This is a genomic window from Arthrobacter sp. Dra40, from assembly GCF_059091905.1.
The window spans coordinates 1-20,741 of the sequence record NZ_JBNHHB010000084.1 but is presented as its reverse complement, the minus strand read 5'-3'; the positions used below and the strand labels follow the sequence as shown (position 1 = coordinate 20,741).

Here is a 20,741-nt window from a genome sequence, read left to right as displayed (position 1 = left end):
GCTGACCAGATTCAGTCTTGCTGCCACGTGCTGCTCCCGCCCTTTTCCGGCCGTCCGGCCTGTGAGTCTACTGTACGGATTCTAGTGGCGGCCGGTGTCCGCGGCTGCGCCAGCCGCCGCTTGGCGTCGGCCACCAGCGACCGCGGGGTGTACTTAACCCGCTGACGCTGCCAGAAACCCAGCGAGTCCTTCATCTTTGCCAGGGAGTCGTCCACCTGCTCCCAGTACTGCTGCACCTGGACCTCTGTCGGCTCGGCTGCCCCGAAAATCGCCGCGTCCGCGCGGCGGGCCAACAGCGTAGTGTCGGCCGCCGTCGTCGGGAATTGCTCCGCGAGCGCGGCTGCATGTTCCCTCCTGGTGGCATTGGCCTGGGCGCGCGCACCCATGTCGGTGGCCATCGACATCACTTCGCGCCAGCCGCCGCCCACGCGGTGGCTGGGCAGGCCCTCGCCGGCACGGCGCTTGCGGCGGCGCAGCTTCAGCCAGGCGATCAGCAGCAGCGGCAACAGCAAGACGGCCAGCGGGATGGCTGCCATGCCCACCGCGGCGAAGAGCCAGCCCCACAGCTCCCAGAACGATTTCTCCTGCTGCTCGGCATCCTGCGGCTCCGGCGCAGTGTCCGGCGGGAGCTCGGCCGGCTCCTGCGGCGGGGGCGGCGGCTGCAGGACCTGCGGTTTCGGCGTCGATTTGGGTTCCTGCTGCGGCGGAGTAGGCTCGTTGTCCTCATCCGGCGTCGGATCAAAGGCAACCCAGCCGGCATGTTCGAACGCCACTTCCACCCAGGCGTGCACGTCCTCGCCCTTGATCTCCACGGGTCCCGAGCCGGAAGGGCCGTCCTGCGGATCGGGGTAGAACCCCATCACCACCCGTGCCGGGATGCCCAGGTGGCGGGCCATCAGCGCCATGGCGACGGCGTATTGCTCGTCGTCGCCGATCATCTGGTCGGCGTCAAGCAGCTGGGTCATGCGTCCTGCGTGGTGGCCGGACAAACTGCGGGCCTCGTCTTCTTTTCCGTTGCTGAAGAATCCGTTCTCGTGCAGGTTCCGCTCCAGCTGGCGCACCTGTTCAATCGGCACTGTTGCTTCGCCCACGAATTCGTTGGCCTTCGTGGCGATGATGTCCGGGACCCGGGCCGGTTTCGGAAGGCGTACGGGGGCGAAGTCATACTGTGCCAGCTGGGCGTCCTCCGGCCGGCCGGGGAACGTGGTTTCCACCGAGTAGCTGTCTCCGGCACGAAGGTACCGCGTGGTCAGCGCCGTCCTGGCGTCTTCGTTGTAGAACAGCGAGCTTCCCAGCTCCGCCGCCCGTTCGCCGTCGAATGCCATGCCGCCAATGTGGCCGCCGGCGGGGAGCCAGACGCCGCTGTAGTCGCCGACCCGGACATCCAGCCGGGCGCCGCCGCCGGACGCCGGGCTGAGCGAACCTGTGTCGCCCACCGGCTTGAAATTGCCGCCGCTGTCGGGATTGACGTTGTAGACCGTGCCGTCGAAAGTGTCCAGCGCCGCCAGGCGCACGCGCTGGCCCGCGGGCAGTCCCGCCACCGTGAACAGCGTCTCGTCGGCCCGGTCCTTGACATAGCTCCGGAAATCCATGAGCGGACTGGGATAGTCATACAGATTGACCGGGGGCACGACGACGTCGCGCAGCACCTTGCGGTCTCCCGCGGCCGTGAGTGGCGGGCCGGCAAGCGCCGTCAGGGCTACCGCAGCCGCCAGCATGCCCGCGCCGAAGCCCAGCCTGCGGCGCAGCCCGGCCCGGTGAGCGGCAGGATCGGCCAGCCCGGGAGTGGCCGCTACGCCGGCTGCAGCATCGCCGCGGGCAAGGTGACGGTGCCACGCGAGCCAAGCCGCCGAAACCGCCACCAGCAGCACGCCCCGTTGCACCGGCAGCGCCGCGACGTCGGTGCTGAAGGCGATGCCCAGCAGGAAGAACGCCAGGACCGGCAGCAGCGGCCAGTACGGCCCGCGCGCACGCCATGCCAGGGTGCCGGCCAGCAGGGCGGCGACCAAGCCACCCAAAAACGGCACCACCAGCATGCCGCCGGAGATCCCTACCGGCGGGGCGATGGTGAGGATGTCCTTCCACGCGAAAATAAAGCCGGTCAACACCGTGCGCAGGGATTCCAGCGACGGCAGCACGCCGCCGATGGCTTCGGTGGGCGCCGCGAAGGCGCTGCCCAGCAGCAGGTACGCGCCCAGCCCGGCGGTGGCCGTGGGCAGCAGGCCCATCCGGTAGCGCGCGCTGGCCAGGGAGAGCAGGAGTCCGACGGCGATGCCGCCGTAACCCGCCGTCAGGTAGCGGCCGTTGCCGCCGAAGACATGGTGGAGTCCGGCGAGCCCCAGTCCGAGCAGCACCGCCAGGACAGCAGCGTCGACTGCCACCTGCCGTCCGGGCCGCGGCAGCCACGCCGACAGTCCCCCGGCAACCGGCCGGCGCTGCTTCGGTGGAGCGGTCTGGCCGGCGTCGTTTTTGGCTTCTCTGGCACGGCGGCCGCCACTGGCTGGCTGCTGCTCCGGACGCGGAGCAGTGGTGCTGGCGTTCATGCCGCGGCCTTCCGCAGCACAAGGGCCAGGTCGTCCAGACTGGACAGGGACAGCACGGACAGGTCGCCGATGCTCGCCCGGGCCACCTCGAGGCCCTCGCCGCAGCGGATGGCGAAGGCCCGGATGCCAACCGGCACCGCCGACGATGCCTGCCGTAACTGTGCGGCTGACACGTGATCGCCGACGACGAGGAACATGACGGAGGCATTCGGTACTGCCTCGGCGGTACCGCGGGCCAGTTCCACCGCCGTGGAGCGCTGCGGGGTGCCTTCGACCCGGGTCATCTCATCGAGCAGGATGCGGCCTGTTTCGCTGCGCAACGGCCCGCCCTGGGTCAGCACGCTGAGGTTGCGCTGCTCGCGGATGGCCTGCAACCCGATCGATGCGCCCACCGAGACAGCCAGCTCGAAATCTTCCTCGGAACTGTACTCCTCGGTGTTCGTGGAGACCGCAACGGCAAGGTGCGCACGGCGCGTTTCCTCAAACTGGCGCACCATCAGGGAGTTGGTGCGCGCCGTCGTCTTCCAATGGATGTAGCGACGGTCGTCGCCGGGGACATAATCGCGCAGCGCGTGGAAGGACACATCGGCGCTGGCCAGTTCTTTGGTGGGCAAACCCTCAAGGTCGCGGATAAAGCCGGCGGCGGAGCTCCCCAGGTTGGTGGTGCGCGGATGGACAAACAGGTCAGTCGGTTCCGTCCACCTCATCTGGCGCCGCAGCAGGCCCAGCGGATCCTGGCGCACCGAACGGACCGGTCCCACCACGATGACGGCGCGCCGCTGCGTGGGGATGGTGAAAAGGTCCTCATGCACCTGGCCGGACTTCATGCGCGGCAAGTGGAAGACGGCGGTGGCCGCTCCCACCGGCAGCTCCAGCGCCGCCGGCAGCAGCGGCTTGTCGGCCGTGTTCGTCACGGCCACGCTGCCCACGGCCTGGTCGCCGACCGCGACCCGGGTGCGGGCCAGGTCCAATTCCACCCCGTAGGAAGAGCGGCCGAGCACAAAACCCACCGCCAGCAACAGCAGGAACAGTCCCATCAGGGCCGCGATCTTGGCCTCCTGCCAGCCGAAGGCGGCGCCGAGCACCAGTAGCAAGAGCGCGCCGCCGGCCACCACCCAGCCCAACGGGCTCACGGTTTCCAGCACCGGACCCACATAGCGCCGGGCAACGCCCCTGACCCGCCGCCAGCCCGGCCGAATGTACTGCTCAGCCAGCGGATCTGCTGCGGCGGCCAGCGAGGCCGGATGCAACCTGCCGCCCTTCTCCGGCGCCACCCGCCGGATCGTTTCGCCCAGGCCGGTGAGCCTGCTCGTCAGGCCGGGGTCCCGCTGCGTCGTCGTCTCCGTCATGCAGGCGCTTCCGCCCCGAAAAGGTCCTTCGGCACGGCCTAGACCGTCACACGCTGCTGCGGGGCGGGCACATCGGCCAGCACGCGCGACATCACGGCCTCCGGAGTAGCGCCGGCAAACTCCGCCTCAGGATCCATCACGAACCGGTGGTTCCACACCACGGGAGCCAGTTCCTTGATGTCGTCCGGCAGCACGAAGTTGCGGCCCTGGGACGCGGCCCAAACCTTGGCGGCGCGGACCATGGCCAGGGCGCCTCGGACGCTCACGCCAAGCCGCGACTCGGCCGCATTGCGGGTTTCCTCGCACAGGTCCGCCACGTATTCCAGCACGGCTGTGTCCACATGGGTGGTGGCCGCGAGATCCGCCATGTCCCGCACGGCCTGCGGGGTGATGATCGGCGTCAGGGCCGCCGACCGGTCGCGGGTGCCGGCTCCGGCCAGCAGTTCCACCGTGGACGCGCGGTCCGGGTAGCCGATCGAGGTTTTGATCAGGAAGCGGTCCAGCTGGGCTTCCGGGAGGCGGTACGTGCCGGCCTGCTCGATCGGGTTCTGCGTGGCGATCACCATGAAGGGGCGCCCGGCCTCATAGGTCACGCCGTCGACCGTCACCCGGCCTTCTTCCATCACTTCCAGCAGCGCCGACTGCGTCTTCGGCGAGGCGCGGTTGATCTCGTCCGCCAGCACCACGGTGGCGAAGATCGGGCCCTTGTGGAATTCGAACTTCTGCGTCTTCTGGTCGTAGATCGTGATGCCCGTGACGTCCGACGGCAGCAGGTCCGGCGTGAACTGGATGCGCGAGTTCGAGCCCTGCACGGTAGCGGCCAGCGACCGGGCCAGCATCGTTTTGCCGGTTCCCGGAGCATCCTCCAGCAGTACGTGTCCCTCGGCCAGCATGGCCGTGAGCACCAACCGCACCACCTGGTTCTTGCCCAGCACCGCCTGGCCGACGTTGCCGGCCAGCTTCTCGAACGTCTCGGCGAACCACTCGGCCTGCTCGGAAGTCATCGTCATGCTGTTCCCGGTCTCTCTTCGTGTTGCATTGGTGTCAAAACCTTTTGTTACTTTACGGAGCGTGCGGCCAGGGGCTCCTGCCGAAGCTGCCGCTGGCTGTCTAGCATCTGCGCATTCCTGCGGGGGGCGAGTCGGCAAGATGCCCGTTGCTTCCCGCTTCACGAATGTGCAGGCCCTTGACGACCATATTGTTGTTGTGCGGTTGGCCGCCGCCGATCTGCTTGTACCACTTTCCGTTGTTGAACTGTACGTAGCACTGGACAACGAGATCGCTGCCCCAGATCGCCCAGTGATCGCCGGCGCAGGAGCCGTTCTGGTAGTTGTAGCTCTTACCGTCGGCATTCTCCATGCATGTTCGGTGGCCGGGATCAAGATCGGTGTTGCCGCCACCAACGGTCACTGTCCATTCCGTTTTCGGCGGCGGCGGTGGCGGCGGGGCGTCGCCGGAGCTCGCCGCGGTCGAGGCGATAGCACCGGCGGTGCCGCGGGAGTTGATCGACTGTGCGTCGAACGTCACGCGCTTGTTGTAGGCGCCCGTGTTAACGGTCTTACTGCCCGAGTTGGCCACGTCCTGCCAGTCGCCTCCGTTGACCCGGATCCGGATCTGGGCCACGTCATAACTGTTGGCCGCCGGTGCGCTCCAGCTGAACGTCACGCTTTGCTGTTCCCTGGCTCCGTCTTGCCCAGAGACACTCGGCTTCCCTGGTGCTCCGTAGGGAGTCACGTTGTTGGACGCCGTGCTCGGCGCACTGGAGTAGCTCGCGCCGTCGCTGTTGGCCACGGACGCGATGCGCACGTTGACTGCCTTGCCGTTGGTGAAGCCCGCCACCTGCTGGCCATTCGTGATGGCCATGGTCCGGCCGTCGTTGAAATAGGCCCGGTAGCTGACTTCGCCGGCCTGGGCGCCGTTGCGCTGGGCGGAGGTGAGCTCGTTGAAGGACACCGTGACTGCGCGGCCGGCCCCGCCGGTCTGGGCTTCGCTCAGCGAGACGCCGGTCGGGGCGTCCGGCGCGCCGACCGCCCGCCGTGCATTGGACTGGGCACTGGTTTCGCCCGACCCGGCTTTGTTCCGTGCCGTGACCGAGTAGGTGTACGCGGTCTCCGAGTTCGGCGCCGTCACGGTCTGCGAGGTCGCGTTCACCGCGGGGAAGGTCCGGGTCAGCTGCCCGCCCTGGTGTTCGCGCACGGTGTAATCGAGGATTTCGCCGCCATTGTTGGACGGCGCTGCCCAGCTCACCTTCAGCTGGCTCTGGTCACCCACGGACTTCACCCGTTCGGTGGCCGGAGCGGTGGGAGCAGCCGGCGGACCGGCCGGCACCTCTGCGGCGGAGTAGGCGCTGAAATCGCTCGGTTCCGGCGCCCGGTTGTGCGCCTGCACCCGAACCTCGTACGCCTGGCCGTTTTCCAGCCCCTCCCACGTGTAGCTGGTGCCGGTCAGGCCGTGCTTCTGCAGCTGGCCGCTCGGCGGGGCCGGCGAGATCTCCAGGGTGTAGCTCTCGATGGCCGAACCTTCGTTGACCGGCGCCCTCCAGCTGACGTCCAGGGACTTGTCGCCGAACTTCAGCTGGGGTGCAGACGGCGTTGCCGGCCGCACATCGGGCCGCGCCACCGCGGACTCTGCCGACGGGTCGGAGGTGCCCACGCTGTTCTCCGCCATCACCGTAAAGGTGTATTCGACGTCGTTCTTCAGCCCGGTCAGCGTGCAGGTAGTGGTCGCGCACTGCTGACTGAAGCCCCCACCGGCCGCGTTCACGGTGTAGCCGGTGATTGGGTCGCCGTTGTCGCTCGGCGCCGTCCAGGACAGCACTACGCTTTGGTTGCGGACCGAGTCCACCAGCGGGGTGCTGGGCGTTTCCGGCCGCCCCTTGACCACCAGCGAGATGCTCGCGGTGGCCTGCCGGCTGCCCTCGCGGGTTTTGTCCTCCACCGTGTATTCCACCGACATGGTTCCCGAGAAGTCCGCAGCAGGCGTCACGACAATCCGCTCGCCATCGATCGCCGCCGTGCCCCCGTTGCCGGCAACGGCATTCACGATGGTCAGCGGAGTTTCCGGGAAGGGGTTGACGTCGTTGGCCAGCACATCCACGGGAACCGCTTCGCCCTGTACGGCGTCCGGCACTTCGTCGTCGTTGGCCACCGGCAGCGGGCGCGTGGAGGCAGTCGCTTGCACCGTGACGCGGCTGGTCACCTTATCGGAGCGGCCATCGGTGACGGAGACATTGATGACGCCGGTGGCACCGGTTTCGATCCCGGCATCCGCCGCCACACGCAGCACGCTGCCCTCCAGACTGACGGCGAATCCTTCCGGCGTCCCGCCTTCAACCGCAAACTCCAGCTTCTCCAGGTCCTCCGGGTTCGGGTCGCTGGCCAGCGGACGCAGGTCGTAGCTGACGGCGTCTTCGCCCTTTGCCACTTCCAGCGTTCCGGTCGTCAGTTCCGGCGGGAGATTCCGGTCAGCTGCCGGGATGACCTTGGTCATGATGGTGAGGGTGGACTTGAGCCCGTCCGGATCGTCCGGGCCCGAACCATCGGTCACCTCGAACGTAATGGAGCCGCGGCCGGCGTAGTCGATGTCTGCCTTGTAGCTGAGCGTGCTCTCGCCCGCCATCCACTCGTCGTTGCTGGTGCCGATGGCGCGGATGTTCTCCGCCACGGTGAGCCGCGGGGTGCGGCCCGGCCGGACTTCCACCAACTCCTTCAGATCCAACTGCAGTTCGTCGCCCGCGGTCACGTCCTTCGGGGTGTTGTCCCGCAGCACCGGATACTGCTCGCCCAGCGGCGGAACCCAAATGACGGCGGTGGCCTGCAGCCCGTCCTCGTCCCGCACGGTGTAAGGGATCAGCTGGACCGTCTCGGTCAGCTCCACGTTGACCTGCCCGTCGGCAACTGCCCGGGCGGTCGGATAGTCACCATCGACCAGGACGTCCAGATCCTTGGCCACGCCGTCTGGATCCTCGTCATTTTCCAGCACCGGAACGTCGACGGCGGTGCGCCCCTTAATGTCGGCCGATTCCACTCGATCGTCACGGGCCAGCGGCGCCTGCAGCGGAGCATCCTCCCTCACCTGGACCGTCACGGTCCCGACGGCGGAGCCGCCGCGGTCGTCGCCCACGGTATACCGGGCGTTAACCGTGCCTTCCGTGGCCGGAGTTGTCAGATAGACACGGCCGTCTTCTGCCCTGGCGGCAATCGATTCGGGCGAGCCGACCACTTTGTCGGCGTCCAGCACGAGCGTGTCACCGTCCGGATCCGAATCGTTCTTGAGCACGTCGACTGCCACCGTCCGGCCCGGCCGGATCTTGATCCCGTCGTCAATCGCCACGGGGTTCTGGTTGCTCACCTGCTCGGGGGCAATGCCCACCAGCACCGTGGCAGTATTCACCGCGCCCAGACGGTCCTTGACCTGGTAGGTAAAGCTGTCCGTCCCGGCACCCTGTGCCGACGCCGTGTAGTCAATGTAATGGGGGCCGGCAACCGCTGCGCCCTGTTGCGGGGCCTTGTCGATGCCCGTCAGGTACACCGAGTCGCCGTCGGGATCAATGCCGTTGAGCGGGATGGGAATCCGGACCGTAGAGCCGGCGATGACCCGGGCTTCCTGGTTTTTGGGGGCGGGCTGGGAGTTCGCTTCGTCGTCGCGCGGGAGGATGTTGATCCGCAGCTGGGCAGAATCCTTTTGGCCCGTGGAGTCGGTCACCTCGTAGACCGCGTAAACCGTTTTGGCCTGCTGCCCGGCGATGAACCGCACGGAGTTGCCGGCCGTGAAGATCCGGCCGTCGGCAGGATCCGGCGCCTCGGCGAGCTCCTGGACCAGCTTCAGGGTGTCCCCGTTGGGATCGGTGTCGTTCGCCAGCACATCCGCGGTCACGACGTCGCCGACCCGCACGGTGGCAGTATCAGCCTCGGCCTGCGGCGGCAGTGGCTTGTCGTCACCGGCCACGGAGATCACACTGACCTCGCCCGCCGCAGAAGCGAAGCCGTTGGACACGGTGTAGCCGATGGTGGTCTGCTGGTGCAGCCCCTTCACGTCGGTGAGGCGCAGGATGTTGTGGTCCAGCACCTCGACGGCGACGGGCGAACCGTCCGCCTCAACCGAGGTGACGACCAAAACGTTTCCGGCCGGGTCGGTGTCGTTGGCCAGCACATCCACCAGCACTTGCCCGTTCTGCGGCAACAGCGCAACGTCCCGCACCGCCACCGGCGCGCCGCCGCCGTCGTCCTCGGTGGCATCTATGCGGATCAGGCCGGTAGTGCTGGACGGCCCGTTGGTCACCAGGTAGGTGAAGTAGTAGGTCTCGGCGGCATCGGCTGTGAACTTGACCGTGCCGGCGTCGTAATCGGGCACGATCGAGGCGTTGGCTGCGGAGCCGGTCTTGGCCAGCCGGAGTTCCCCGCCGTTGGGATCCTGGTCGTTCTTCAGGGGCGCTACTTGGATTTCGTGGCCCACGGTTGCGGAAAAGTGGTCGGCGTTGGCCAGCGGCGGCAGCGCGCCGGGCGGACGGACGTCGAATACCACCACCGCTTCAGTGGTCTCGGAACCATCCGAGACCCGGACCGCCACGTCCTTCTTGCCGAACGTCTTTCCGACGTCCTGGAAGGTCAGCAGCCCGTCCGGACGGGTCCGGACCAAATCGCCGTCCGTAGTGTTGTCTGCTTCGACCAGGAACATGTCGTCCCCGTCCGGATCGATCCAGTCACTGAGAATGTTCTGGCTGATCTCCCGGCCCTGCTCCACCAGAATGGTGGTTTTACGCTTCGGTTCCGGCGGCAGGTTGCTGCCCTCGGCGCGCACGTCGATGGCCACCCGTGCCGTGTCCGTCCCGCCACGGCCGTCGTTCACTTCATAGGTGAACGTGTGCCGTCCGGGGCCCGCATCCCCCTGAACCACAATCTGCAGCCCGGTGCTGTCATAGATGCCTTGCACCTTGCCGATTCCCGGGCCGTCGCCGCTGAGCCGGGCGGTGAGCACGTCGCCGTCGGGATCGGAGTCATTGTCCAAAATGGTCAGCGTGGTGGTGCGGCCGGCACGGACGCCGAAGGTATCGTCCTGGGCCACGGGCGGCTGGTTTTCTTCGGTGCGGTCGGGCAGCGTATTGACCGGGTTTTCGTCCGCCGAATCCTCTTCGTCCTCTTCGTTCTCCTGCTCCGGCGGGATCAGATCGCTCCAGTTGTCCACCAGCTGCATGTTTTCGAGCACCAGCCAGACGTTTCCGGCGTTCACATCGTTAAGGACCACAACGTCCCGGTTCACCCGGAAGACCAGCGAGGCGTTCGAACCGAGACCTCGGATGGGCTGTGCGAGATCGTCGGCGTCGTTGCTGCAGTCGCGCAGATAGTGGTTGATGCCCGCCCACGCTGCGTGCAGGCAGCCCGCCAGCTGCACCGGTGCAGCTGGTGTTCCGGAGCCTGCCATCGGGACGACGTCGGCGTCGGAACCGTTCAGCGGCTGCTTAATGAGCGCCGTTTCGGTCGCCAGTGCCACGAACGGGCTCTTGTCTCCGCTGAGCTGCAGGGTACCGCCGCGGGCTTCCGGCAACGTGACCCCGCGGCCGCCCGGAAGAACCAGCAGGCCCGAGTCCGCGTCGAAGACCACTGCTTCTTCCCCCACGGCGGCTATCTGGAGATCCCCGGCTTCTCCCAGTGATTCCACCCGGTGGCCGCCGGTGCGTTCGGTCACGCCCTCGTCGTTGACTTCGAAGCGGGCTACCTCGCCGGCCTCCGGATTGGCCACGAAGATGGTGTCCTGCTTCGATACCGTGGCCACGCTGCCCTTGGCATCGGTGAGCAGGGGCTCGGCCGTTTCCTCATTGAACGATCCGAGCTCGTTCGCGGGGCTGACCCAGACCTGGCCCTTGACCGTGTCGGTGATGGACAGCAGCGTGTCCCCGAAAGCCACCTCGGCGGACCCGGGCAGTTGCTGTTCCGAGCCTCGCTCCATCTGCGCCACGTCGACGGGACTGAGCATCGACTGGTCTTGGTTCTCCATGAACACCGTGCCGGCGTTCTGCATGACATTGAAACCATCGCTGTTGGCCCGGAAGCCGCCGTCCAGCACCTGGGACTGGTAGTTGAGGTGGCCCACCATGCCCTGGCTGTTGTTGGTGACCCACACCCCGCCGTCGTTTAAGTCCACATCAGCAGTGGGAAAACCCTGGTAATAGATGGCACCGCCGACCACCAGCGCCGTCGCCACAGAAAAGGTAGTCGTCGACGCCAGCGTCTTGCGCCGCCGTGTCCGCCCGAACACTCTTCCCCGCAGTGCCATGATTCCCTTGTAGTCCCGCGCCGATCCCTGTCAGCCGGCCGTCGGCGGAATCCCGCCCGGCAGGCACCCAAAGACGGCCCTTGGTGCGCCAAGGGCCTCTACTGACTATTACACGTATAACCACGGCTCGTAAACCGGAGCGCATGGGGAGGACGCCCCACCCCCGGATCTCTCCAGCGCGCCGCGCTCTTTGGCCAACCGCCGCCCCCGGTGCGGCACCGGACACGGCGTCGCTGCACGGCGTAGGACAGCCGGGCGGACCGGAGGAGTCCCCGGCTGACCGGTCTAGTCGACGACCAGACCCTTGCCGGTGCCGTGTGCAACGGTGACCGGGTTAACCTCGCCGAATCCACGGACCGTGCGAACTTTCTGCGGGATCAGCACGAACCGCTCGTCCCCGGCCAGCGTCGACGCAGTGGTTGCATCGACCAGCACCGTCCCGGGCTCTGCGAGCGTGGTCAAGCGGGCGGCGAGATTCACCGTGGGGCCATAGATATCGCCGAGCCGGGACAGGACCCTGCCCCACACCATGGCCACCCGCGCCGAGGGCAGCAGATCGTCGTCGCCAATGGCCTTGGCCAACGCCAGCGAGATCTCAGCCCCCGCCTGCGGGGAGGACGCGATGTAGAGGACTTCGTCGCCGATAGTCTTAACCAGCCGCCCGCCGCCCACCGAGATGATTTCGGCACAACGGTTCTCAAAGCGCTGGACCAGTTGCGCGAGGGTCTTCTCATTCATCTGGCGGGACAGGCTGGTGTAGGAGACCAGGTCCGCGAATCCCACCGCCCGCAGCAAGGGCAGCGAGTCTTCGCCGTCTCCGCCTGCGGCGGCGCTCAGGCCGGCCTCGGCGCGGACCGTGAGACGGGCGACGCCGGCGTTCAGCTGGCGGCGGTACGAGTAGAGCAGGACCTTTTCCAGGGAATCGATCAGGTTTGGCAACTCATGCACCAGCCGCTGGCGGGCCTGGGCATCGGTGAGCCCCCGCTGGTGCACCATCTCCTCCACCAGGGCCTCCACCTGCCAGACCACCATGCGGTCCGTCATCTGTCCGACGGACCGGGTGATGGAGATCGCCGCTTCCTCGGTCAGGCGCTCCTCGCGGACCAAATCGATAATGGTGGTCAGCGCGTCCAGATCGGCCTGGGTGAATGCCAAATCCTCATCCCCCAGATTGGCGAAGCCCAAAGCCCTCCAGATCTTGCGCGCGGACAGCAGCGAGACTCCCGCGCCGGCGGCAACTTCCCGGCGCTTCATGGTGCGCTCGGAGCCCAGCAACCTGATTTCCAGGTCCTTGATGGCTTGCCGGTCCACCTTCCCGTCCGACTGTGCAGCCGGCACTGAGCGGGCCGGCAACGGTACGCGGGGCATGGACAAGGTCAACGGTTCGGGTTCACCGGCCGGGTGCCCGCCGATGGTCCGCACCTCTTCCGCTACCGGCTCGGCTTCCAGAACGGGTTCCGGGTCCTCCGGTCGGGATTCGTCCAGCTCCTCGTCCGGTTCGTCTGCCGCCGGCGGGGGTACTTCGCGGCGCAGCAGCTGGGGCAACTCGGGATCGCGCGGGACCGGGGGCCGGCGCGGTTCATCCTGCCCGCTGCTGATGTCCATCCTGTGCGTCCTCCCTGTCAGCTGTCCCAGCTGTTCCACTCGTTTTCAGCTTCCATGTCTACACCATCAAACATGGCGGTGCGTGGCAGCTCTTCAATCGCCTCCATCACCAGCGACCTGAATCGGTGGACCTCGGGTACGTCCACGAGCAGACTGGTCCGCCCGTGGCCCAGGTCAACGGTGAGGTTGCCGCTGCGCAGCGTCCGCTGGATGATGGACTGCTCGCTGCGCAGTTCGGCAATGCCCACCAGCAACAGCTGGCGTTCCTGCCTCCGTCCCACGCCGCGGCGGATGATGAGCCGCCTGCTGGTCAACAGATAGCGCGTACCCAGCCACCGCAGCAGCGGCACGACGAACAGGCGCAACAGCAGCGCCGCAACCATCACGGCCAACGCCGCCAGCAGCAACGGGCGCCACTCAATGACCCAGTCCGGCGGGTTGGAGCGGCTGAGGTTTGCCAAGACGTAGGAACCCGCGCCCAGCACCAGCAGCGCCGCCAGCACCGGCCAGGTGAGTTTCCGGGCTTGCGGCCGCGTCATGACAATCACGCGCTCCCCCGGATCCAGCTTTAGCCGCAACGCGGCACCCGGGTCCGGCAGGGCGTCCCGGCCAACTCAGGGGCCTTCGTGCGGCCGGAGGTGCACGACGTCGCCGGCAGTTACAACATGCTCGGTACCTTCCGCGTCGCGGATCTTCACGGCGCCGTAGGCGTCCAGGCCGAAGGCCTCGCCGATGATCTCTTTCCCGTCCGGCAGTTCGGCGCGCACTTGCTGTCCCAGCGTGACCATGACGTCGTTCATCCGCGTGAGCAGGCTTGATCCGTCACTCCATTCGGCAGCGGGGTTGCCGTTGACATTGCAGAACTGGCGGTAACGGTGCGCAAAGACCCGCAGGTAGGACATCAGCAGAATGTTCCGGTCCGCCGTCCGGCCCTTTTCAAGCGCCACGCTGGTGGCCGTGGGGACAGGAAGCTCGTCCCGGGACAGGGTCACGTTGAGCCCGGTACCGAGAACGACGGCGGGGGGCGAGCCGTCCGGGTAGTTGACGACGTGGGCGAGGATGCCGGCGATTTTCCGTCCCGAGACCAGGACGTCGTTAGGCCATTTGACCTCGGCCTTGAGCTGCGCGTACTCGCCGAGTGCTTCGGCCAGCGCTGCCGCCGCCAGCAGCGAGAACCAGGCGTAGCTTTGGGTCGGCACCGGGCTTCCGGCGTTGTTGAAGGGGCGCAGCAGGGTGCTCACGATGACCGAGGAGCGCGCCGGTGCGGCCCATTGCCGACCCAGCCGTCCGCGGCCCGCCGTTTGCTCCTCGGCGACCAGGACGCTCAGGTCGGACCAGCCCACCTTGTCGGCGACCGCCTTGTTGGCCAGGTCGGTATTGGTGGAACCTGTGGATTCGACCAGTTCGAGCTTCCGATAAGGCCCCAGGGGCGCACAGAGGGCGTCGCTGAGGCCATCGAAGTCCAAGGCCGGCCGGTCAACGTCGGAAAAACTCTGGCTCATGTGTTCCATCCTACTGACCACCAGCCGCTCAGGGGCCGACGGTCCCGGGCGTTCCCCCGGGCCCTGCGGGCTTTGGCCGGCGGCTGGACCCGGGGCCCGCGGCAGAATGTCCTGGCAAAAGCGCGTGCAGCGAAATTGTAGGGTTCCTACAGGTGGCGCTCCGGTGTTGCTCACTAGACTTGGTTCAGCGGTGCGCCTGTGCCCTGCTGTTTTGTACGAAACCTACTTAAACAGCCTGCAGACCACCGCCATCCGACACCCGCGGCAGAATCCGGAGAATTCATGAGCCTCGATCAAGACCTTGATCTGCAGACCACTGCAGGCAAGATTGCGGACTTCCGCCGCCGCCAGGCGCAGTCCATGCAGCCGTCCGGCGCCGAGGCGATCGAGAAGCAGCATGCCCGTGGCAAGAACACCGCCCGGGAACGGATCGAGATGCTGGTGGACGAAGGATCCTTCGTCGAGTTCGATGCCCTGGCCACGCACCGGTCGACGGCTTTCGGGATGGAGAACAAGAAGCCGCTCGGGGACGGTGTTGTCTCCGGCTATGGCACGGTGGACGGGCGCCTGGTGGCGTTGTACAGCCAGGACTTCTCCGTGTACGGCGGTTCATTGTCCCAGGTCAACGGCGAAAAAATCGTGAAGGTGCAGGAATTCGCCCTGCGCAACGGTTGCCCCGTCATCGGCATCAACGACGGCGGCGGTGCCCGTATCCAGGAAGGTGTGGCATCGCTGGCGATGTTCGCTGACATCTTCCGCAACAACGTTGCCGCCTCCGGCGTGGTGCCCCAGATTTCGCTGATCATGGGCCCGTGCGCCGGCGGCGCGGCCTACTCCCCCGCGCTGACGGACTTCGTGGTGATGGTCGACAAAACCAGCCACATGTTCATTACAGGTCCCGACGTCATCAAGACGGTCACCGGCGAAGAAGTGGATATGGAGACGCTGGGCGGCGCACGCCAGCACAACGCCACCACCGGCACGGCCACCTACCTGGCCGCCGACGAGGCGGATGCGGTCGAATTCGTCCGTGAACTGCTTGAGTTCCTGCCCTCGAACAACTTGGCTGAGGCTCCTCCGCTCGAGTTCGATGAGGAACTCGAAATCACGGTTGACGACCTGGCCCTGGATGAGCTGATTCCGGATTCGGCCAACCAGCCCTATGACATGCGGACCGTGATCGAGCACGTTGTCGACGACGGCAACTTCCTGGAAATGCAGTCGCTGTATGCCCCGAACGTGATCATCGGGTACGGCCGCGTCGAAGGGCACACCGTCGGCATAGTCGCCAACCAGCCCATGCAGTTCGCCGGCACCCTGGACATTAACGCCTCGGAAAAGGCCGCCCGCTTTGTCCGCCACTGCGACGCCTTCAACATCCCCATCCTGACCTTGGTGGATGTCCCCGGCTTTTTGCCCGGCAAGGACCAGGAGTTCAACGGCATCATCCGCCGCGGCGCCAAACTGCTGTACGCGTATGCGGAAGCCACCGTGCCTAAGCTGACCGTCATCACCCGCAAGGCCTACGGCGGAGCCTACATTGTGATGGGCTCCAAGAAGCTGGGCGCCGACCTGAACCTCGCCTGGCCCACGGCCCAAATCGGCGTGATGGGCGCCCAGGGCGCGGTCAACATCCTCTACCGGCGCGATTTGGCTGCCGTTGCTGCCGCAGGCGGCGACGTCGAGGCCCGGCGGCAGGAGATCATTTCGCAGTACGAGGAAGAGCTGCTCAACCCGTACCAAGCTGCCGAACTCGGCTATGTCGACGCCGTGATCGCTCCCTCGGACACCCGCCTCCAAGTGGTCCGCGGCCTGCGCGCGCTCCGTGACAAGCGGGCGACCATGCCGCACAAGAAGCACGGGAACATTCCGCTATGAGCCGTTGGTTGGAAACCATGAACGCAACACACGCCCCGGAAGCCGCCGACCTCCAGCACCAGGATGCCGCCGGGCGGACACGTCCGCTGCTGACGGTGGCCAAGGGCAACCCCACGGCCGAAGAACTGGCCGCCCTGACCGCCGTCGTCGCTGCCCTGCAGGCCTCCGGGCCAGCCGGCGGCCCCTCAAGCCGCCCCCGTCGTGCCCGCCGACCGCTGCTGCGGCCGTTCGTCTCGCACGGGCCCGGTGCCTGGCGGCACACCTTCCGTTAATCTTTCCGGCGCTCCTCCCCTGCCGGCGCTCAGCGCGGATCCATGACCGTCCCGAGGAAGAGGGGCAGGCCCGTGGGCATGTGGATGATCTGGTAGAAAAACGGCCGGTTGAACGAAAGCTCCACCTCGGGTGGAGGCGGCATCGAACCGGCCAACATACCCAGCTCGGTGACGGCTGCGGCGACTGTCCCTTCTTCGCCGACGGCGATGTTGGCTTGCTGGGCCGCGCCGGTCACCGAAGCGTCCCGCTGGATGGCTTCCAGGTCGGGCTCCGGTCCGAAGGTCTCGGCAAGTCCCAGCCGACGCAGGATCGGCAGCAGGTCCTGTCGGTGGGTGTGGTTCCAGCGGGGCAGCTCCAGCAGGACCATGGCGTCGTCGGCGCTGTCCATGGCAGCCGCCACGTCCCGCAAGCCGGCCTCGTCCACGACCGGAGTGCCGTCGTCGGGCAGGATCAGTCGCATCACAAACCCGTCGTTGAAGGGCAGGTCCACGCCGTGCCAGCCGTTGCCGCGTGCGTACACCACCTGCCTTAAAGCTCCCATCATGGGTACCTGGACTGTCTCCCCCGCAGCCGTGGTGAAGCCGCCCTCCTCCGTCGACGCGGGATCGAAGGGTTGTTCCCAGGCAGCGGCGAAATAGACAGCATTAAGCAGAGTCAGGGTGTTCCCCGGGTCGAAAGTACCCGGAGCCTCCTTGATCCGGCCGCCCGTGTGGAGGGCCACCCAGGCATCGACGGCCTGCTGGGTCGCTGGATCCGAATAGTCCAGTGGAAAGACACCGGAGCCGTAATGCTCGGCCAGAACGCGCAGATAGTCTTCGCCGGTGGGTGTTTCTTCGTCCACGAACACACCGTTCGCCAGATGCAGCAGCGGCCGGGCGGGCGGCTTCTCCTCATCGACCGAGCCAGGATCGCCGTCGAACATTTCCCACTCTGCCAGCAGCCCGTTCATGGCACGGTCAAGATTCTGCCCCGGCAGCCCCAGGACCGAATCCATCTCCGCGGCCGTGGTGCTGCCGGCACCGGCCCGGAGCATGGCCAGGGCATAGAGCAAACTCACCGGGCTGGTGACCTGGTTCCGCCCCGGGGAAGCCGCCAACATGGCCGCTCCCAGTTTGAACGCCGAACGCTGCAGGGCGTCGATTTCGGCCGGATAGTCCTCCGCAGCCACGTCCGCCCTGGCCACACCGTCCGCAGCCAGCAGTTCCGGCGGCGCCGAACACCCGCCGAGCATCACGGCCGGCGCGAGCCCCAGGATTGCGAGTGCCGCCGTCGTCCTTTTGTGCATTTTGTTCTCCTCACTGTTGAGCCCAACCTATGGGCCGGCCACCTTTCAGGCCAGAGGCTGCCCACTACGATCCGATGACAAAGGAGTCCTGTGGCCGGCCCAGGTGGCACGCAGGGACCCCGGCAGCGGCCGCCGGCGTCGCGGGGCCGAGGGGTTGCCGGTAGGCTCTCCCTGTGACTGAGCAGACATCTGAACTGACCAAGACCCCGGAATCCGGGCGCACACCGTCCGCCATCGATGCCGTCGCGGACGCCTACACATCGGCATTGCTGGAGTTGGATCCATCGCTGGCAACCGCCCTGGGTATCCCCGGACATGAGACGGAATACCAGGACTACTCGCCTGCCGGTGCTGAGGCCTTCGCCGAAGTTACCCGGGAAGCGCTGCGGCGGCTGGAGGACCTGGAGCCGACCGACGAGGTGGACCGCGTCACCTTCGACGCGATGCACGAACGGCTGGGCCTTGAGCTGGAAATCCATGAGACCGGCTGGGATTTGGCCGACCTGAACAACATCGCTTCCCCTTCCCAGGACATCCGCGCCATCTTCGACCTGATGCCTACCAAGACCGTCGAGGACTGGAACAACATCGCCGGCCGCATGGCCAATGTCCCCGACGCCATCGCCGGCTACGTGTCGGCACTGCGGGAGGCCAAAGACCGCGGGCTGGTCGCCGCCAAGCGGCAGGTCCGGATCGTGATCGAGCAGGCCGGCGCCTACGCCGCCGAAGACGGTTTCTTCCAGACGCTGGCCCGGAATGCGGCGGCAGAAGAGGGCGAGCTGTCCCAGGACCTGCGCGCCCGGCTGGCCGAAGCTGCCGGAACTGCCGCGACTGCCTACGGGCAGCTGGCTGCGGTGCTTGAGGCCGAACTGCTCCCCGTGGCGCCGGAAAAGGACGCGGTTGGCCGCGAACGGTATGCCCTCATGTCGCGGCGCTTCCTGGGTTCGGCGGTGGACCTCGAAGCCACTTATGCCTGGGGTGTAGCTGAACTGGACCGGATCATCGCTGAGCAGGAAGCCGTGGCAGAACAGATCCAGCCCGGAGCCGGCATCGAGGAAGCCATGGCGCTGCTGGATGCTGACCCGAAGCGCCAGCTGCACGGCACCGACGAGCTGCAAGCATGGATGCAGCGCCTCTCGGACAAGGCCGTCGAGGAGCTGTCCGGCCACTTCGACATCCCCGAACCGATGCGCCGGCTGGAGTGCCTGATCGCCCCGACCCATGAGGGCGGCATCTACTACACGGGCCCCAGCGACGACTTCTCCCGGCCGGGCCGGATGTGGTGGTCGGTGCCGGAGGGCGAGGACAGCTTCACCACGTGGAAGGAAACCACCACCGTCTACCATGAGGGCGTTCCCGGCCACCACCTCCAGGTCGCGACGGCGACCTACCGCCGCGGGCTGCTGAACAACTGGCGGCGGAACATCTGCTGGGTGTCCGGCCACGGCGAAGGCTGGGCACTGTACGCCGAACGCCTGATGGACGAGCTGGGCTACTTGGCCGACCCGGGCGACCGGATGGGCATGCTCGACGCGCAGCGGATGCGCGCTGCCCGCGTGGTGTTCGACATCGGCGTCCACCTGGAACTTGAGATTCCTGAACGCTGGGGCTCCGGAACCTGGACCCCGGAGAAGGGCTACGAGTTCCTGCGCAAGAACATTGCCATCAGCAAGGGCCAACTGGACTTTGAGTTCACCCGGTACCTTGGGTGGCCGGGACAGGCCCCGTCCTACAAGCTTGGCCAGAAGCTCTGGGAGGAGATCCGCGACGAGCGGCGGCGCCGGGAAGGCGATGCCTTCGACATCAAGGCCTTTCACAGCCAAGCGCTGAACATCGGCTCGGTGGGACTGGACACCCTGCGGCGCGCGCTGCTGGGCGAGGAGCCTGTGACCCCAGGCAGCTGACCGCTCTGGAGCGCCTCGGCCGGCGCATAGCTGGTCGCCCGGCAAGCAGCCGTGCGCACTGGTCGGGCGAGCCCAGGCAAACAGGAGGGCCGATGCATCCCCCAACGGTGCACCGGCCCTCATCTGTGCCGGGCCACTTCGGCCCATCCGAGGGCGTACTCTCCGGCGGGAGAAGCTCCCGCGAGAATCGTACGGTCAGGCAACCGGACGCGGGGGCAACTGCGGCAATTCTTTACGCTCAGGTCACGGGGCGGAAACAGGCTAAGCAAGGTTTGCTTTTCGGCAACGGCTAGGCTTGGTCGGGTGACAGACCTTCGCCTGATTCTGGCCTCCGCCTCCCCCGCCCGTACCAAACTTCTGGCTGAAGCCGGCATCGCGCATGAGGTCCTCGTGTCGGATGTCGACGAAGATGCAGTCACGGCTACCTACGGCGTTACAGATCCGCACGACACCGCCCTCCTGCTGGCACGGGCCAAGGCCGAGGCCGTGGCTGCCCTCCCGGAGGCGGACGGGGCCTTGGTACTGGGCTGCGATTCGGTGTTCGAGCTCGACGGCGAACCGTACGGCAAACCGCACCAGCCTGAGGTTGCCCGCGAACGGCTGCACCGGATGAGCGGCCGCTACGGTGTGCTGCACACCGGCCACTGGCTGGTGGACAACCGCCCCACCGCCTTCGACTCGGACGAGACCACCGGCCAAGGCACGGACGACGCCGGATCGGGCGCCACCGTGGGCGCAGTCGCCTCCGCCGCCGTGCATTTCGCCCAGCTCTCCGGCGCGGAAATCGACGCGTACGTGGCCAGCGGCGAACCTCTGCACGTCGCCGGTTCCTTCACCATCGACTCGCTGGGGGGCGCCTTCATCGAGCGGGTCGACGGCGACCCGCACGCCGTCGTCGGTCTTTCCGTCTCCACGCTGCGCCGGCTGTTGGCGAGCGCCAACGTCCAGATCACTGACCTCTGGAATTGAGGGGCTGACGGTTTTGTAGGACTCCTACAAAGAACGGGCGCTTCACACGCAGAAACGGCATGGATCATGAGCGATTCCCGCAAAATCAGGCTAGGCTCCTCAAGGATAGAAGGAGCTTTGAATGACCCAGCGCATCACCAAGGTACTGATCGCCAACCGTG

At 66.9% G+C, this 20,741-nt stretch carries 12 protein-coding genes; 4 read left to right on the top strand and 8 right to left on the bottom strand.

All coding sequences use genetic code 11. From position 1 onward, the window contains the following. Positions 1-11: 11 nt before the first annotated feature. The 7 genes from AC5RWT_RS23120 to AC5RWT_RS23090 all read right to left on the bottom strand — a co-directional run bounded on the left by AC5RWT_RS23120 (position 12) and on the right by AC5RWT_RS23090 (position 14,271). Positions 12-2,543 carry a transglutaminase TgpA family protein gene (locus AC5RWT_RS23120; RefSeq protein ID WP_494082205.1) on the bottom strand — a complete coding sequence of 844 codons (2,532 nt, stop codon included), beginning with the start codon at positions 2,541-2,543 and terminating at the stop codon, positions 12-14. Continuing rightward, on the bottom strand, positions 2,540-3,892 hold the full coding sequence (locus AC5RWT_RS23115) for a DUF58 domain-containing protein (RefSeq protein WP_494082204.1): 1,353 nt from the start codon (positions 3,890-3,892) through the stop codon (positions 2,540-2,542). The genes AC5RWT_RS23120 and AC5RWT_RS23115 overlap by 4 nt, the downstream gene beginning before the upstream one ends. Positions 3,893-3,930: 38 nt before the next feature. After that, positions 3,931-4,902, bottom strand: coding sequence for an AAA family ATPase (locus AC5RWT_RS23110; protein ID WP_494082203.1), 972 nt, complete (start codon positions 4,900-4,902; stop codon positions 3,931-3,933). Positions 4,903-5,002: 100 nt separating this feature from the next. Then, positions 5,003-11,164, bottom strand: coding sequence for an Ig-like domain-containing protein (locus AC5RWT_RS23105; protein WP_494082202.1), 6,162 nt, complete (start codon positions 11,162-11,164; stop codon positions 5,003-5,005). 285 nt (positions 11,165-11,449) lie between these two features. Then, the gene (locus AC5RWT_RS23100; protein ID WP_494082206.1) at positions 11,450-12,532 is read right to left on the bottom strand and encodes an adenylate/guanylate cyclase domain-containing protein; all 1,083 of its coding nucleotides are present in this window, start codon (positions 12,530-12,532) and stop codon (positions 11,450-11,452) included. A 254-nt stretch (positions 12,533-12,786) separates the two neighbouring features. Beyond that, positions 12,787-13,308: a PH domain-containing protein gene (locus tag AC5RWT_RS23095; protein WP_494082201.1), complete on the bottom strand. Its 522-nt coding sequence runs from the start codon at positions 13,306-13,308 to the stop codon at positions 12,787-12,789. A 75-nt stretch (positions 13,309-13,383) separates the two neighbouring features. Then, positions 13,384-14,271 carry a biotin--[acetyl-CoA-carboxylase] ligase gene (locus AC5RWT_RS23090; RefSeq protein WP_494082200.1) on the bottom strand — a complete coding sequence of 296 codons (888 nt, stop codon included), beginning with the start codon at positions 14,269-14,271 and terminating at the stop codon, positions 13,384-13,386. Between the two features lie 282 nt (positions 14,272-14,553). Here AC5RWT_RS23090 and AC5RWT_RS23085 point away from each other — a divergent pair, with 282 nt between their 5' ends. Continuing rightward, positions 14,554-16,149 carry an acyl-CoA carboxylase subunit beta gene (locus tag AC5RWT_RS23085; RefSeq protein ID WP_494082199.1) on the top strand — a complete coding sequence of 532 codons (1,596 nt, stop codon included), beginning with the start codon at positions 14,554-14,556 and terminating at the stop codon, positions 16,147-16,149. A 17-nt stretch (positions 16,150-16,166) separates the two neighbouring features. After that, positions 16,167-16,421 (top strand): acyl-CoA carboxylase epsilon subunit, encoded by a 255-nt coding sequence (locus AC5RWT_RS23080; protein WP_494082198.1) that lies wholly within the window; start codon positions 16,167-16,169, stop codon positions 16,419-16,421. Between the two features lie 29 nt (positions 16,422-16,450). Here AC5RWT_RS23080 and AC5RWT_RS23075 read toward each other — a convergent pair whose 3' ends face one another. Beyond that, complete coding sequence (locus AC5RWT_RS23075; protein ID WP_494082197.1) at positions 16,451-17,707, bottom strand: serpin family protein; 1,257 nt, start codon at positions 17,705-17,707, stop codon at positions 16,451-16,453. A 173-nt stretch (positions 17,708-17,880) separates the two neighbouring features. On the opposite strand from AC5RWT_RS23075, the gene AC5RWT_RS23070 reads away from it, so the two are divergent. Next, positions 17,881-19,611, top strand: coding sequence for a DUF885 domain-containing protein (locus AC5RWT_RS23070; protein ID WP_494082196.1), 1,731 nt, complete (start codon positions 17,881-17,883; stop codon positions 19,609-19,611). 303 nt (positions 19,612-19,914) lie between these two features. Further along, the gene (locus AC5RWT_RS23065) at positions 19,915-20,580 is read left to right on the top strand and encodes a Maf family protein (protein ID WP_494082195.1); all 666 of its coding nucleotides are present in this window, start codon (positions 19,915-19,917) and stop codon (positions 20,578-20,580) included. The last annotated feature ends 161 nt before the right edge of the window (positions 20,581-20,741 follow it).

Coding starts and splice junctions, on each gene's coding strand:
- AC5RWT_RS23120 (WP_494082205.1), bottom strand. CDS start 2,543: ATGAACGCCAGCACCACTGCTCCGCGTCCGGAGCAGCAGCCAGCCAGT.
- AC5RWT_RS23075 (WP_494082197.1), bottom strand. CDS start 17,707: ATGCACAAAAGGACGACGGCGGCACTCGCAATCCTGGGGCTCGCGCCG.
- AC5RWT_RS23085 (WP_494082199.1), top strand. CDS start 14,554: ATGAGCCTCGATCAAGACCTTGATCTGCAGACCACTGCAGGCAAGATT.
- AC5RWT_RS23080 (WP_494082198.1), top strand. CDS start 16,167: ATGAACGCAACACACGCCCCGGAAGCCGCCGACCTCCAGCACCAGGAT.
- AC5RWT_RS23100 (WP_494082206.1), bottom strand. CDS start 12,532: ATGCCCCGCGTACCGTTGCCGGCCCGCTCAGTGCCGGCTGCACAGTCG.
- AC5RWT_RS23110 (WP_494082203.1), bottom strand. CDS start 4,902: ATGACGATGACTTCCGAGCAGGCCGAGTGGTTCGCCGAGACGTTCGAG.
- AC5RWT_RS23115 (WP_494082204.1), bottom strand. CDS start 3,892: ATGACGGAGACGACGACGCAGCGGGACCCCGGCCTGACGAGCAGGCTC.
- AC5RWT_RS23095 (WP_494082201.1), bottom strand. CDS start 13,308: ATGACGCGGCCGCAAGCCCGGAAACTCACCTGGCCGGTGCTGGCGGCG.
- AC5RWT_RS23105 (WP_494082202.1), bottom strand. CDS start 11,164: ATGGCACTGCGGGGAAGAGTGTTCGGGCGGACACGGCGGCGCAAGACG.
- AC5RWT_RS23090 (WP_494082200.1), bottom strand. CDS start 14,271: ATGAGCCAGAGTTTTTCCGACGTTGACCGGCCGGCCTTGGACTTCGAT.